Origin of the sequence: Kribbella sp. CA-247076 (assembly GCF_050942445.1) — a bacterium.
Classification (GTDB): Bacteria; Actinomycetota; Actinomycetes; order Propionibacteriales; family Kribbellaceae; genus Kribbella.
The window spans coordinates 4,180,883-4,195,505 of the sequence record NZ_CP192051.1 but is presented as its reverse complement, the minus strand read 5'-3'; the positions used below and the strand labels follow the sequence as shown (position 1 = coordinate 4,195,505).

Sequence of the window (14,623 nt, the reverse complement as noted above, 5' to 3'; positions counted from 1 at the left end):
CTTCGGTGATCGCCGTGCGTGTCGCCCAGATCTGTCACTCCGAGGTGTCGCTCAAGAATCTGGCCACTGTGCGCATCACCTCCTCAATGTCTGTCGAGTGGTACTGGCGTCTAGCCGAGAGTTGGTTGATATCGAGGGTGGTCGTCATCGAGTAGAGCCTGCCGTGGTCGAACGGCTCCGAGCGGAGGACGCACATCCCGGATGGGCGTCGTCTGTCCTTCTGCGGATCGTGGTCTTCGCTCATCGACGCTCGCTCTTCGGGCTCGGCGACTTCTTTGTGGTGGAGCTCTTCCGCGCGACCTTGCCGTCGGGCTTGGTGACCGCGGTCTTCTCGCTCGCTGCCGCTTTGAGAGGCCTGGTCGACGCCTTCGAGGTCGCTGCAGTGGTAGCCGAGGCGGACCGCTGGGCCGATGAGGACTTCCGGGCGGACGGGCGTCGAGCGCTCTGCTTGGCGATGTTGTCGATCGGACCGTCCAGGACGACGGTGATGGTCTCTGGCTGGTCGGCGGCGACTGCTGTTTCGACTGGCGGCGGGACGGCCGGGTGGTTGTCGAGGAACGTGCCTGCGAGCAGGACGGCCCGCAGATAGCCGAGCGGGCGACGATCATCCGACGTGACGTCCGCCCGCACGGTCTGCAGCGTTTGTTCGCCGATGAGGCCCCGGACCCGCGCGAAGATCTCGGCGCCGTCCTCTGGTACCTGCCAAGCACGCGCCGGATAGGTCAGGCTGCCGAGGTCCTCGACGGTCTCATTCTCCAGTTGCACCTTGACAGCCACCAGGTCTAGTGCGGGTTCCGGCTGCTCAGGCTCCGGGCATTCCACTTCTTCGGCGCGAGTGAAGAGCACCCAGTCGTACGCCGGCTCGCCGTTCAGCACGGGTACGAAGACGTCGATCACGCCGGCCATCTTGTTCGACGATCGCGGGGTGACGATCCGGTCGCGGTGCTGCGCGGCAGCGAAGCGTGCGCCAATGTCACCGGGCGCACAGGTGCAGACCTTGCGGACGTAGCCCGGGCAGTCGAGAAGATACTCGACTGCTGCGCCGATGCCTTCGAGCGGTACGCCGGTACACGGCACGAAGCCGGCCGGGGGAAGCTCGACGAACTCCGGCCCAGGCGATTCTCCGGCGGCACGCGGCGGCGCCTGCTCCAGGCCGGACAGGCGCTCCGTGAGATCGGTAAGCTTTCGTCCCAGTTCACCGAGCGCTTCATCCAGCTGCTCGCCTGGCTGCAAGTCCTCGGCCGCCTTCATCGACGCCGTCAGCGTCTGTACATCGCGGTGCAGATCGGTTCCCCGCGGGATGTCGTTCAGCTGGACCTGGAATTGCAGTACCTGCGCGATGAACACGTCTCTCGGGCGCATGCCGAGTTGCCACTCCCAGTACCGCGCGGGCGGCGGGGCGCCCTTGTCACGACGTACGCTCCATTGGTCCACCTGCCAGTCGAATCCACCCATCGGCGGAAGAAGCAAGGCCAGCGGTACGACGTCTCTTGCTCGCTCAGCAACGTTAGGCGTCCACTGCGCTGGCAAGGACGAAGTGAACCGTCGGGCTTGGTCTTCCTCCCGGCGGAACAGCCGTGACGCCAACCAGGAACGATGCGCCGAGACCTGTTGGGCCAGCTCGGTCTCGCTGTCAACTGGCTCGATGACGAGGTACGGCCCCTCGTAGGCACGCGCCGTACGCCTGGTCCCTCCGTCACTCGCGCAGGGTGCGTCGCACAGCAGACCCTGGACGGCCTCGTCACCGTGCGGCCACGAACCACACTTCAATCCGACTTCGAAGTAGCGCCCCGCTGTGAGCGCCAGGTTGTCGATGCGTGCCGACAGTACTGCGGTGGTTCGAAGCGGACGCCCATCCGTCATCTGCGCGAGACCGACGGAAACTCGGAGGTCGTAGTCGTCCAGGCTGACGTCGAATCCGTACACGATGCCCGGACCGCTCGAAGCACCGACGGTGAAGGCAAGGTCGGTTGCGTAGTTCCCGATGAGGTTGACGTGTTCGGCACGCAGGAACAGACCGTCGAAGGCGGACAGGCGGTCGAACGCGCCGGGCGGTGCGGCCGCCGGCTTGGTGGTCAGGCCGGGCGCGGAGAGCTCCGGTGTCGTGGTCACTTCTCCTCCTCGACGGTGGATTCGAGCTGGGCAAAGACCTGAGTGATGACCGCGTCCCGTCCATCGTCCGGTAGGCCCGGCGGCTCGCCGGCGCGGCCGGCGAATGGCACCTGCGGATCTTTTCCGTACAACGGAGTCCGGCCGGTCCCGCGGATGATGACGCGCACGATCGCATACGACGGTGCGTGCTCGAGGTCGACGTACACAGTCAGGCCGTCGTCGGCGAGCCGGATCTGGCGAATCTGCTCACGAGCCCAGCCCAGACCACGGCGGGACAGCGCGCTCACTTCGACCGCACGCTCGGCCGATCCGGGTGCGGCGGGCTTGGTCAGCCGGAACTGGAACTGCTTCATATCGGGCGCCCAGAGCAGGTCGCCGTCGAGGTGCGGACCACGACCGACTGCCGCCGAGCCTGCTCCGAAGACGTCGCCGCAGAGCAGGTCCTGGATCGTCCTGGTCGGCAGGATCGCCCGGCGCGCGCAGATGTCGATCTTGTCGGCGACATCGGCGCAACCATCGTCCGATACCTTCAGCTCGAGTCGGGCAAGAACCACAGGAACCGCAGACGGCTCGACCGGAAACAGGTCCAGCTGCGATCGACCTGTCTCGATCGGCGGCTCGAGCTCGCAGACATCAGCGGCAGCGAGGCATCGTGCCTCGTCGAGCAGTACCTTCGCGCGTTGGTCGGGGCGTGCGGCCGCGATCCGTTCGGCGGCACGAGTTGCCGCTCCACCTGGTGCGGCGTGCTCGCTGTCCTGCTTCAGGCCGAAGAGTGCCCGCAAGCGCTCGTACGGCTCCCACTCACCGATCTCTTCGACGAAGTCCAGGCAGGCAGTCTCCACGACTCTCGAGGCTTCGTTGTGTTCGCGCGCAGTGTCGCAGGGATCGGCGAGAGCGGGAACCATGCGGTCAAGGCAGAACTCAGCGCGAAGTACGACGTACGCGGACGCGTCATGCGTCTGGGATCCGCAGTCGCCGGAACTCTCCGAAGAGCTACAGCCGCATCCACCCGGACCGGACCCGGCGCGATGCCGGCCCAGCCAGTCCTTCGCCCAGGGCTGCAGATCCCGGCACAGTTGTGCCTCGACCCGCAGCTCGCGTCCGTGGCCGTCGATAGCGAGGCCCTCGCTGACCTTGATGATCGTGTCGTCCTTCGTGACCCGGAGGCCCCACACGACTCCGGAGCCGTGCAGCCAGGCCTGGTGCAGCCGCATCTTCCCGCGCGGATTGCCCAACATCACATGGAAGTCCTCGGCGCCGAGCAGCATCCCGGAGGCCACCCGTAGGTCCTGGAACGGCCACAGCGGCAACTCGATGTCGTCGCGATCGTCCGGGCCGAGTGTCGATGCATTCGGATCAGTGGTCATGTCGACTCCTTCCGTGCGGCCGTGATGGCCTGGATCGCTCTCCGGTCCGGGCGCGGCAGCGAGCCGGCTGCCTGCCGGGTCCGGGGTGCGTCCTCGGGCATCGAGCGGCTGTCCTTGGCGTACTCACGGCGTAGCGCGGTGTGCAGCTGGTCCTGGGTGACGGCGGCGCCTTCGCGAGCAGCCAGATACGCCGCGCCGATCGAGGCGTTCCGAATCCAGCCGCCGGGTACGGCATGCCGCCGGGCCAACTCGTCCAGGTCGACGTCTGCGCCCCGGATCACCGCGGGTAGATGGATCTCCCAGAGCCGCAGTCGGCTGTCGGTGTCGGGCAGTTCGAACTCGAGGACGTAGTCCATTCGCCGGCTGAAGGCGGGATCGATGTTCTGGCGGAGGTTGGTCGCGAGGACGACCAGCCCGTTGAAGTGCTCAACCCGTTGGAGGAGATAGGCGGTTTCAAGGTTGGCGTAGCGATCGTGTGCGTCGCCGATCCTGGTCCGGCTGCCGAAGAGGGCATCGGCTTCGTCGAGCAAGAGTACGGCCTGTGTACGCTCGGCGACATCGAATACCGCGCCGAGGTTCTTCTCGGTCTCGCCCAGCCATTTCGACACGATGTTGGCAACATCGACTACCAAGAGGTCGGTGCCGATCGCGGTCGCCACCACCTCTGCGGCCAGACTCTTGCCGGTTCCGGGCGGGCCGCTCAGCAGGATCCGTACGCCGCGATTCGCGCGGGCGATGCGAGCCAGATCCCAATCCTCTAGAACGGTTTGCTGATGCTGGAGCCGCGACACCGCCTCGGCCAGGACGTCGGGTTGTTTGTAAGGCAGAACCAAGCGGTCCCACTCGGCGTCGGGCGTGGTGAGCCGGGCACCAGCCGGCAACGCAGCGCTGGCACGGGCCCGGATGGACTCGGTAACGGCGGTCCGGAGCTTTGCCGGGTCCGTGCTGTCCGGCCGGCGGCCTAGATCGGCCCCGAGCTGTGCGGTCGTGGTGGGGTCGAGCGAGTGTCTGGACGCAAGCTCGGCGGCGGCCTCCGGATGATCGGGCAACGCCGAACTCCATGCTCGGCGCTGCTCGGCCAGCGAGATCGGAGCGACCGTGATGCCGATGATCGGATCGGGTCCGACCAGCGACACGGATCCGGCAGGCGCGGCGACGATGAGCGGACCAGTGACGAGTGCCGGGTTCAGGCCACGCGTTGGTCCGGCCAACGCGTCCGGCTGAAACGCTACGGCGATCGGCAGGCAACCGCGGGCAACAGCAACCACAGAGAGGCGGGCGAGTGCGAGCACATCGTCGGGTGCGCAGCGCTGCGCCAACGGCGGAGCGCCGGCTGCAGCAGCGAGGGCCGCACATCGTCCGAGCGCAACCGTTTCGTCGTTGGCCAGGACGAGAATCACCGTACGCGCCGATTCTCGCAATGCCGTCACCGCGTCGTCGACGAGTGGTTCCTCGAGCCATCTTTCGAGTCCGGGAAGGAGACCGTCGACATCTATGCAGTGGTCTGCTGCGGTCGTCTCCAGTCCGCGCAGTGCGGGCCACAAACCTTCTGGCAGGGTCAGCGATCGCTCGCTGAAGGCAGAGTCTCCGGTGATCTCGAGGGCCCGCGCGACGATCGCGGCGCCGCCGTGCACCACGGCGAGGGCCGCACGTTCACCGTACGGCGGATCAAGCAATCGGAGCGCCAGCCCGACGGTCGGCCGGCCCTCGGCCCTGGGGTGCAGGCGCCTCAAGATCGAGGCGAAGCCGGCGTCGTCGTCCGGCAGTCCTGCGAGCGCGATGAGTTGTAACTCGACTGTCACGAGGCCGAGCCGGTCACGCAGGCGCTCGAGGCCGCCGGCCTCCGTCTCCGGTGAGGCACGCGGGTGGTCCTGGAGCCATTGCAGGAGCCAGCGGGACGAGCGTTCGTCCTTGATGGCGTCGACATGCTGGGCCAAGGCGTTGATGACTGAGTGGGTGGCTGAATCGAGCTCACTCATAGCGGAATGTCACCACCGTTCCGAGCCAAGGAACGAACCCCGGGTCGAGGTCCAGGGCGGCCCTACGGATCGCCAGCTCGACGGTCGCGACAGGAAACACCACGTCGATCCAGCCGGGCGTCGCGTCGATGTGTCCTCCGCGGTGGATCAACCAATCCAGCAGCTGTGCCGGAAGGGAGCTCGGAAGAGTTTCCGTGCCAACGGCCCGCAGACGGCTTACGGTGATACGCCGCCAACGAGACGCCAATCTGGCCACGGACCGACGCTCTGCAGGATTCGCTGGGCGTTCTGCGAGAAGGTCTGCGGCGTTGGCGCTGTTCAGACCGGCGAGCGCCAGTACGGCGGGATCGTCGGCCGGCGCCCCGGTGAGCAGCGTCCCGACGTACCACAACGACCATCGCAGACCTCGCTGCGACAGAACCGGATCGCGGTCGATGCAGTCCGGAAGCCCCGCATCTGCGGCGGTTGCGAGCAGATACGGCAGTCCTGCCCATTGGCTCCACGCCAGCGGCCGCTCCGCTATGGCGTCTGGTGGGTCGACCTGGATGGGGCGAGGATCTGCTAAGGTACCGGCCGCGTTGACAAGATCGCCTTGTGGAGGAGACAGCGCGATCTCGTCCGCTCGGAGTCGCCGAATGAGTCGGCCGGCTATCTCGGAGACTGTTGATGGGCCTGCCGGTGACTCCGCGAGGGCGGGCTCTACCTCCTGGACAATCAGCCATGCCCAGGCCGTCGCGACTGGGTGGCTCGGGCGCAGCCTTGAGTCCCGGAACGATGCGGCAAGACTCGACCTTCTGAGCAGTTCCAGGACGTGTTCTGAATCTGCCACGGTTCGGTTGGATGCAGCACGATCCGTGGCCGTCGCCGTCGTGGCCGCGTGGTACGTCGGCTTGCGATCCGACGCGATGTGCTTCGCGAATACACGCGCGACCGCCGCGGTGTTGCTCGAGATAGTGCGAGTGAACGCAGGCGCACCAATGACAGTGGCGACGGCTGTCCAGCCGGTGTCGCCCAACGCGCGGTCGATCGCTGGTACTCCGCGTCGTGCTACTGCCTCTGCAAAGCCGTGCAGGGCAGTATGGGGAAGCCGAGACAACGCTACCGGGACGCAGCGCGCCGGATCTGCCATGTCGGGCAGACCATTGATCAGGCCGGCCTGCAACCAGATCCACGCATTGTCAGTGCGAGTCGCAATCACATCGACGAGAAAGGCGGCCAGCAGTTGTACCTCGTTATCGAAGTGGATCCACTCCGAATCAATACCGATCGATCGAGTCAGCGTGTCGAGAACGGCTTGTGCGTACTGCGGTGCGAGATCCGGGAAGCGACTGATCCCCCTGCACACGAGCGCGAGATCCAGTTCGCGGATGAACCACAGGCCCGCTGGCAGCGTTGAGGCGGCAAGGGCCCGCGGCAGGTGATCGTCGACAACTGCGTGCACAGTCGTGTCGAGCCACCGTTGCGCGTCCGCCGTCCGCGCAACACCGACGAGCCTGGTCGACAGTTCGTCGATCTGGAGGACGGAAGCATCAGTAGTGTTCATCCGACCCGCACCCGCCCGATCGCACTGTCGTCGATCCGCGCCGCAGTGTCGGGAACACCGACGATGCCGTTGATCCCGAGCAGTACCTGACCGGTGATCTCTGGGACCCAGCCGGACTCCGGTGCCACGAACGACGTCAGGCCGGTGCGGAACCGGCCGATGCGCATTCCCGCGCCGAACTCGCAGATGTCAGCCCGGGTATGCGCCGGCTTGTGCGCTTCGATGATCGAGTCGAGGACCTCGCGTCGGTCGCAATCAACCGGTGTGGGCAGGACGACCGTGAACCGATGAGCTGTCTCGTCGTCCTCGGTGAGTACCTCGTCAGGTCCCGGCAGCGATCCGCCGACGCTGAACCATCCGAGTGGCTCGACCGCACGCCCGGCGCCGGGAACGAACGGTGCACGTCCCCCCGCGGCCGGTAGCCCGAGTACGGAGCCGCCCAGGCCGCGGAGCCGCCAGTTCTCCACGATGGTCACCTGCCGACGCAGGTAGATCGTGAGGAGCTGTTCGAGCGCGGCTCTCGTGCCTCGCAGGCGATAGAGGTCGTAGGCCTCGCCCACGAGTTCGCGCCGCGACGCCAACGGCCAGCGGCGGTCGAGCACCAGGCCGAGGAATCCAGCTAGCCAGTCGAGCGCCTCGACGGGTGTGGTTAACGGGTCGAGCAGAGCCGACCGCTGCGCCGCTCGACCGTCGAGATCGCGGAGCAGGCCCTCAGCAGGTGCGAGGAACCGCTGCAGAAAGTCTGCGTCGGACTCGTCGCGGGTCCAGCCGCGTGGCAGTTGAGTACCGAGCTGATGCCCGGACTTCTCGACCCGGATCTCCCGCACCCGCGGGGTCGCCCGGGTGTTTCCGTCCAGGTCGACGACGAGCCACAGATACCGACCCGGTGGCGCATTCACGGCGGCTTCGTACGTCTCGTGGCGGTCGTCGCTCGGGATCTGCTCCCAGGGGATTTCGCGGCCTGTCAACCTGCGGTACATCGGCTGAGCTGTTTGGTCCGTGAGATTGCTGACGAGTTCGGCGGGCGGAAGCGGCGGCGTAAGGTCGGCGTACGGCACGACTCTGGACTCGTGAGCCGGCGCACGCGGCGGCAACGGATCCACGACCTCGTCCTCATCGGTGGTCAGAGCGGCGAGGCGGATCGTGGTGCCCGCGGGTACGCAGGCATCGATGAAGACTCGACCCCAGTGGGCTCGGTACGTACCTGAGTCCAGTCGGTAGGTCAGCAGCCTGCCGGCGGACAGATACACCGCGGCGCTCCCCGCGACTCGCGCCATTCCCTGCGCAGTGGTGTAGACGATGGTTCCGTCGCTGTCGGTGCCGAGCGCGGCGCCGTCATACCCCGGCGCCGCCAGGGGCTCGATGCCGGTCCAGTCGCCGGCGTCGTCGCGCCAGGCGAGGAATGGTTGGCCTGGTCCACATGCGACCACAAGCGCATTGTTGCCGTCCACCTCGAGATCGGTTGCTCCAGGCACCGACAGTGCGCGACGACCTTCCGGCGTACAGACGATGGACCGAGGCCCGGAAGACGAGGTCCAGAGTACGAGGACTCCGGCGGTGGGATGGCGCACCAAGCGCGTCGGCCGCATCGTGCCGGCGCCGGGCGGAGGTGTGACGGTGCCTGCAGGTATGGGGCCTCGGCGGCCTCGGACAGCAACGAGCGACGGAGGGCCGTCGATCAGCGCGAGTATGCCGTACCCTGCTGCCGCCACGTCGAGCGGTCGTCCTGATGTTAGTACGGCGCGCAACAATCGCCGCGACCACAAGTCGACCACCAGGACACGCGCCCGGCCGTTCTCGGCGACATACAGCCGCTGAGCCTTGTCAATCGCGAGCCCGAGTGGCGTGTCGAGCGCACCGGTGTGAGCAGCATCGTCGTGACGAGCCTCGAGGGCGGACTGTGGCAGAACGACGACTTTCCCCTGCGCCGGCTGGCTTCGATACGCACGTCCCCAATGGTCGAGCGCGAGTCCCGCGGCTGCCGCGGTTGTGGTGTCGTCGCGCGTATCGGTCGGCACCGTCCAGGCGAGTTGGAAGCCGCGGGCATCATCGAGCAGGCTGGTGCCGTCGTGATGGCAGCGGAACCATTGGTCCGCTTCCGAGAGTCGGCTGAACCCGCCGGGCAGGACCGCGGACACTGTCGTGAGGCTCATCGACATACCTCCGGCGGCAACGGGACCAGAACCGGATCCTTTGTCGGATCGGGCGGTGGCGTGTAGCCGGTGCCTGCCGGTAGCGGCGTACCACGGACCACTGTCATGGCCGACAGTTGTGGCACCTCCCAGGGACTCAGCTCCACCGTCTGCTGTACTTCCCACGTCGAGCCGACCCGCCGCGCGAGCTGAAGGTCGCCTTCGACGGAATCGACGCCGTCAACCTGTACGGCGATGGCTTCCAGCTCAGCCCGGCGTACTGCTCGACCGAGCGGCCATCCCTGACCGGACGGGCCGTACGGCGGCAGCGGAGCGAGGTACTGCTGCAGCAGGAGCTCCACCCATCGACGTACCGCATCGACCTGGTACCCGTCCTTGATCCTAATCCCCACCGCGACGCCGATCTCGCGGTACGTCGGCGGCACGACGTACAGCTCCGTGGTGATGAGGCGCCGCGGGTCGAGGTACGTCGCCACTCGCCGGAGGAGATCGGTGTCGGGAAGGGGCGCCGCCGGGTTGCGGAGATCCTCGTCGGGAAAGATGACGACGCTCACAGCCCCCGCCCTCCGGATCGTTGGCGTATCCGGATGGAACAGCGGGAGCACGTCGGCACGGCTGACCCCACTCACCTCACGCGCCAGCGAGGCGAAGTCCTCCGCAGCTACCGCGCGGTCGCGCCGGTGAACGCGCGCCGGCACTTCCGAGAGCGCTTCGGCCAGCGTCGCCGAGTCCGCGCCACCGCGCGCCGGCAGCACGTTCGTGACAGTGACCGAGGGCACGCCGGTCAATGCCGTGATCGCGCCACGCGGAACGTTGCCCGCGGCACCGCCGCCGTACCGATAGGTGACAACGCGCACGCGCTGACCCATCGGGGGTACCTTGCTGCGCGTTCCGAACTGCACCAGTCCCGTTTGTGCATCCACACTGAAGTGGGCGTCGCTCTCCCGGCTGGTCGCGAGACTTTCCACCTCTGTCCACTTTGTCCAGCCGTCGTTCTCCTCGACGTCGAGCTCGACCGTTCCGGCGAGCACCGGAGCTTTGGTCAACTGGAAGACCTGACCAGATTCCGAGGTGCCGATCCCGAGCAGCTCGGGTTGCGCCGTGACTGCCTGCTCGACCTGTACGGCGTTCAGACCGACCCAGCGGATGTCATGAATACCGTCGTTCTCGGTCTGCGGACGTCGTGCTCGCAACCACGCGATGGCGTTGCCGGCGACCTCTGGATCGTCCAACGGCGGCGGGGAATGGAAGTCGCCGGACGTTGGTGCTCCCTGGGATTGAGTCGGAAAGCTCTGCGGCATTTCGATGGCGACCACTCCGGTGGTCGTCATGCCGCGAGTACTGTCGCTTATCACCTTCAGGGAGACCATCGCCTGATCTGGACTCCACAGATCCCAGCGAGTCTCGGGTGGACTCGGGGTGAGCTCACTACTGATCCACTTCTTTCCCTCCCCGGCAGGTACCGGCACGAGGCTGAAGGGTGTGGGGAGCTGCTCGTCGAACGCCACGCCGACGAAGAGGTTCCGGCCGGCTAGCTGCGATGCCTCGAACGGGCGATCGGCAACGAGCGCGAGCCACAAGGACTGGTCGGCGGTCTCACTCACGTTGAGCGCGGGCTCAGGGCCGGTTGGGTCGTCCGGCAGGTTCTGTACGTGATAGAACCGAGTCTGGTCTGTCACCTGCGAGGCATCGAGACCCAGCGCAACCCGCTGGCGAGCGTCGGCGTCGTTCCGACGACGGAGTTCGCGTGCGTCGAGGGCAGTCTCGGTGGTGGGATCGACGATCTTGCCCACAGCAAGTAGACGAAGTGGCCAGGCGTAGAGCTCGTTGACAGTCTCGAACTCCACCGGTCCAGCTGTTGCGCGGGTACTACGGAGAATTTGTACCCCCGCGGGCCGTTCAGTTGTTGCCGTGAGCAGTGCACGAGCCAGCTGTGGCGGTCGCGGCCGGACGCCGAGCAGGTTCAGGAAGGCGATCTTGGTGGTGTCCGGGAGCTGATTGAACCGGTAGAGCAGCGATTCGCCCAGGGATGCGAACAGTTCGACCAGCGTGATTCCGGGGTCGCTCTCGTTGTAGTTGGTCCATTCCGGCGTGTAGACGGGGATCCGGCGGATCAGTTCTTCGCGGAGCTGTTCGTACGTGCGATCGTCGAGGATCGGGCCGGTGATGGTCATGGTTGCACCGTTGCTCGGCTACTGGAGGTAGAACGGGTAGACGAAGTTGTCGGCGCGCAGATCCGCGGTGCGGACGTACGAGATGTCGATCCACACCAGGGCGGGCTTCTTGTCCGCAGTCACCGACACCTGGACCAGGCTGATCCGTGGTTCCCACGCCGTCAGCGCCGCTTCGACATCGTGCTGAATCGCCGCGCGTGTCGACACCGTGTTCGGCGCCATCAGATAGCGGCGGAGACCGCATCCGAAGCCCGGAAGCATCAGCCGCTCGCCAGGCTCGGTGTCGAGGATCGTCTCGATCGCCTGCCGCACAAGCTCCATCCCGTCAACCCACCCGAGCCGCCCGTCCACCGGTCGCAGCGGCAGCCGCACCCCCGTCCCCAGCCACCCGTCCACCGGCGACCGAGTCCCGACAACCACCTCACCAAACCCCATAGCCCCATCGTCCGCTCCCACCGTCACCCAAGCGTGTCTGGCTTCTTCGCAGGCCCGCGGTTAATGGGTGGCGCGGCCTTCACCCCTGGAGAGTCATATCCGGTCAGTTCGGAGAGGTGCGGGAGTCGAACGCCTTGGAGGAGGTGACTCTTTTCCGTGGACTTGTCCGGTGTCTGCCCACCGTCCTTCAGTTGCCAATATCTGATGCTGATCATCCTGGCAAAGTTTGTGATCTTGAACGCAGGATTGATCTGCTGGTGTTCCGCCTCGCCGGGTGCACCGGCATCGTGGTACTCGACTCTCGCTACGAACCTGAACCGCAGGCCCTCGGAGACGTTCCTGCGAAGATAGTTCTCGTAGAGCGCCATCTCGCTTCTGTTCACCTGTCTGACCGCGAGGACGAGATTCCACCTCAGGCCGGGACCATCGAGCGTTCCGCTGAGGAGATGCGCATGATCCCAACCGGCCCGGCCCTCTGCGTTCAGTACGTCCCATCCCGGTCGCTGCTGGGCCACCTCTCGACGTGGGCTGAGGCCGACTTCGGCGTCAATGAGGGTGCCGCGCTGGTCGTCGAATCTCTCGTGAATGACGGCAGCCCTGACTGGTGGCGGCTGGATGACTTTGTACGTGAGGCTGCCGCGCGAAAAGGCGTTGCGCGCTCCAGACTCCTTCGCACTGGTGTATTTGATCATCCACATCCGGACGCCATTCGAAGTCGTCAGCTCGAGGCCTTGTACGGTTACGGGCCCCTTGCTTGCCTGGAGGAACTCGATTCTGGCACCGGTCTTCAGGTTCGGACGGCCTTCGTCGCCGGAAGGTGCCGCATTCAGTTGCGTCTCGACCTTCGGGTTGATGCTTGTTCGCACATGCCACCTGGCGCCCTCGCGCACTGCGTCGACTAGTCCGAATCCGGCGGACTTGAGTTTTCCGAGTAGCAGGGCAATCTCGCCATCACTCGCCGGATGAGTTCTGGCATCCTCCATCAGTCCCGCGTAGACCGCCATGGCCTTCTTGACGTTGGCGGCTGTCTCGGGTTTGGGGGTTTGGGCCTGGTCGGCGGGGGTTTTCACGCCGGCGCCGGTATTCGCGGCGACCGGTCTGGCTGCGTCTGCGTTGATCTGGGGCGGGGTGCCGGCTGGGCCGGTCGTGGTCTGTGAGCCGGTCTCGTTCCAGGTGCCCTTATTGTCAGCGGGTGGGGCCTTCTTGGGCGGGACGTGGTCGTTGACCAGGTCGTTCATGAAACGGCTGGCGTCGAAGGCGACCGGAGTGAACTTGATCTCGGGGATCTTGCCGGAGCCCAGCACGTGCTCCACGTCGGCGCCGATACCGAACTCGCCTGGCAACGGGTACTCCAACTGTCCCAACGGCCACGTCCACCGCTTGTCCGGCGCAGGTGACCACCACGGACTGTCGAGGTCGACGAACAAGTCGCCGCCCAATTGCAGGAACGGTTGCGCCGCGATGTCCAGGTGGCCACCCAGGAAGAACTCACCCTTCTTGCCAAGTTGAGGATCCGCAATCTCGCGGTATCCGATTCGCGGGGTCGCGTCGACGTACCCGCGGATGCCGGCCAGCGCGCCGAGCGCCACGCCGATCTTGATGTCGTGGTCGAGCATCTGCAGCCCGGCACCGCCTTCGGCGATCAGTCGCAGGCCGGCGAACGCAGAGATGTTGAGCGTGCCGGTCAATCCGAAGCTCTGCAGTACGGACGGTTTCGTCGACCACGTGCCGGTCATCTCGAGGTTGGTCAAGGTGGCCGGGCCGAACTTCGCCAGCGCTTCCAGGCCGACGTTCGCGAACACGAAGACGTTTCCGACGACGGGTAAGCCGTAAATCGCCCGCACCTCGATCTTTGCGAGCGGATACTTGTAGTCCCGCTGCGGGAACAGGGGACCGGTCATCCTCGGCGTGATCTTGCCGACGATGGTCACGTCGGCATCGGCATCCACCAGCACGCTCGCCTCGCCGGTGAGCCAATCTGCGAGCCGAACGTTCACGGTGCCCCAGCCGACGAGTACGCGCTTGCCAGGCTTCGCGGCGACGGCTCCGCCCGGCGCCGGACCGGAGCCGGTCGCGGCTGGAGGCGCGGTGGATGCAGGTACTGGAGTAGCGGCGCCGTCGTGTGGCTTGGTTCCCTCAGCGGCCGGAGCGACCGTCTTGACCTCGGCCGGTGTGCGCGCGGTAGCCAGTGACTTGGCGGTCTCCATGTCGGTCGCCGCGATCGTCACACTCCCGTCGAACTTCTCGTTCGCGTAGCGGACTGTCCCGATCACGTCCACGACACCATGTGCGTACGACGCCTCGATCTCGCCGCCGAGGCCCTTGATCGACAACGAAACCTTGACCTTCCCGGACAGCGATCCATCCGCATCACGTTTGATCGGGACAGTGATCGTTGCCAGGCCTGGTACCGTGCCGGTCGCGCTGGCGTCGAAGGTGACCGCCTCGTTCTGCAGACCCATCGTCCCGGTGCCTTGGAGGAATCCGGCGATGTTGAAGCTCAGGCCTTCGATCGCGAGGATCAGCGTTGGGCCGTCCAACCTGTTGATGGCGATGGGTAAGGTCAACGAATCCAGTCCGCGCAGGCCGATCAGGGCAGCATGTTTGCCGAGGGCATCGGACATCGTCTTGATGTCGAGCAGCTCACCCCCGATGCGCACTGAGGCATACCCGCTGACTCCCTTGTCATCAACGGTGATCGCGAGAACAGGCTCGATGCCGGATCCGCGAAGTGGTGCCAGCATAGAGTGGAGCAGAGGTACCGACTGCGTGGTCGTCGTGTGCAGACCCTTGGAATTCGCGTGCGCTGTGATCGTCCCGGCAGCCATTGTGCCGAGTCGCACCCGGACCGGAGCCCCAC

At 66.1% G+C, this 14,623-nt stretch carries 8 protein-coding genes; all 8 read right to left on the bottom strand.

Going from position 1 to position 14,623, the window contains the following annotated elements; translation table 11 throughout:
* Positions 1-240: 240 nt before the first annotated feature.
* A complete protein-coding gene (locus tag ACQPYZ_RS19850) occupies positions 241-1,926 on the bottom strand; it encodes a hypothetical protein (RefSeq protein ID WP_433157912.1) in 1,686 nt (561 codons plus the stop codon).
* 182 nt (positions 1,927-2,108) lie between these two features.
* Positions 2,109-3,380: a hypothetical protein gene (locus ACQPYZ_RS19845; protein ID WP_433157909.1), complete on the bottom strand. Its 1,272-nt coding sequence runs from the start codon at positions 3,378-3,380 to the stop codon at positions 2,109-2,111.
* Between the two features lie 95 nt (positions 3,381-3,475).
* Positions 3,476-5,458, bottom strand: coding sequence for an ATP-binding protein (locus ACQPYZ_RS19840; protein ID WP_433157906.1), 1,983 nt, complete (start codon positions 5,456-5,458; stop codon positions 3,476-3,478).
* The gene (locus ACQPYZ_RS19835) at positions 5,451-7,001 is read right to left on the bottom strand and encodes a hypothetical protein (protein WP_433157904.1); all 1,551 of its coding nucleotides are present in this window, start codon (positions 6,999-7,001) and stop codon (positions 5,451-5,453) included. Before ACQPYZ_RS19835 ends, ACQPYZ_RS19840 begins: the two co-directional genes overlap by 8 nt.
* Positions 6,998-9,139 carry a phage tail protein gene (locus tag ACQPYZ_RS19830; RefSeq protein WP_433157902.1) on the bottom strand — a complete coding sequence of 714 codons (2,142 nt, stop codon included), beginning with the start codon at positions 9,137-9,139 and terminating at the stop codon, positions 6,998-7,000. Before ACQPYZ_RS19830 ends, ACQPYZ_RS19835 begins: the two co-directional genes overlap by 4 nt.
* Positions 9,140-9,150: 11 nt before the next feature.
* On the bottom strand, positions 9,151-11,328 hold the full coding sequence (locus ACQPYZ_RS19825) for a putative baseplate assembly protein (protein WP_433157899.1): 2,178 nt from the start codon (positions 11,326-11,328) through the stop codon (positions 9,151-9,153).
* 18 nt (positions 11,329-11,346) lie between these two features.
* Positions 11,347-11,649: a GPW/gp25 family protein gene (locus tag ACQPYZ_RS19820; RefSeq protein ID WP_433157896.1), complete on the bottom strand. Its 303-nt coding sequence runs from the start codon at positions 11,647-11,649 to the stop codon at positions 11,347-11,349.
* A 137-nt stretch (positions 11,650-11,786) separates the two neighbouring features.
* The gene (locus tag ACQPYZ_RS19815) at positions 11,787-14,507 is read right to left on the bottom strand and encodes a DNA/RNA non-specific endonuclease (RefSeq protein WP_433157893.1); all 2,721 of its coding nucleotides are present in this window, start codon (positions 14,505-14,507) and stop codon (positions 11,787-11,789) included.
* Positions 14,508-14,623: the final 116 nt, after the last annotated feature.

Coding starts and splice junctions, on each gene's coding strand:
- ACQPYZ_RS19845 (WP_433157909.1), bottom strand. CDS start 3,380: ATGCTGCTCGGCGCCGAGGACTTCCATGTGATGTTGGGCAATCCGCGC.
- ACQPYZ_RS19840 (WP_433157906.1), bottom strand. CDS start 5,458: ATGAGTGAGCTCGATTCAGCCACCCACTCAGTCATCAACGCCTTGGCC.
- ACQPYZ_RS19835 (WP_433157904.1), bottom strand. CDS start 7,001: ATGAACACTACTGATGCTTCCGTCCTCCAGATCGACGAACTGTCGACC.
- ACQPYZ_RS19825 (WP_433157899.1), bottom strand. CDS start 11,328: ATGACCATCACCGGCCCGATCCTCGACGATCGCACGTACGAACAGCTC.
- ACQPYZ_RS19820 (WP_433157896.1), bottom strand. CDS start 11,649: ATGGAGCTTGTGCGGCAGGCGATCGAGACGATCCTCGACACCGAGCCT.
- ACQPYZ_RS19815 (WP_433157893.1), bottom strand. CDS start 14,507: ATGCTGGCACCACTTCGCGGATCCGGCATCGAGCCTGTTCTCGCGATC.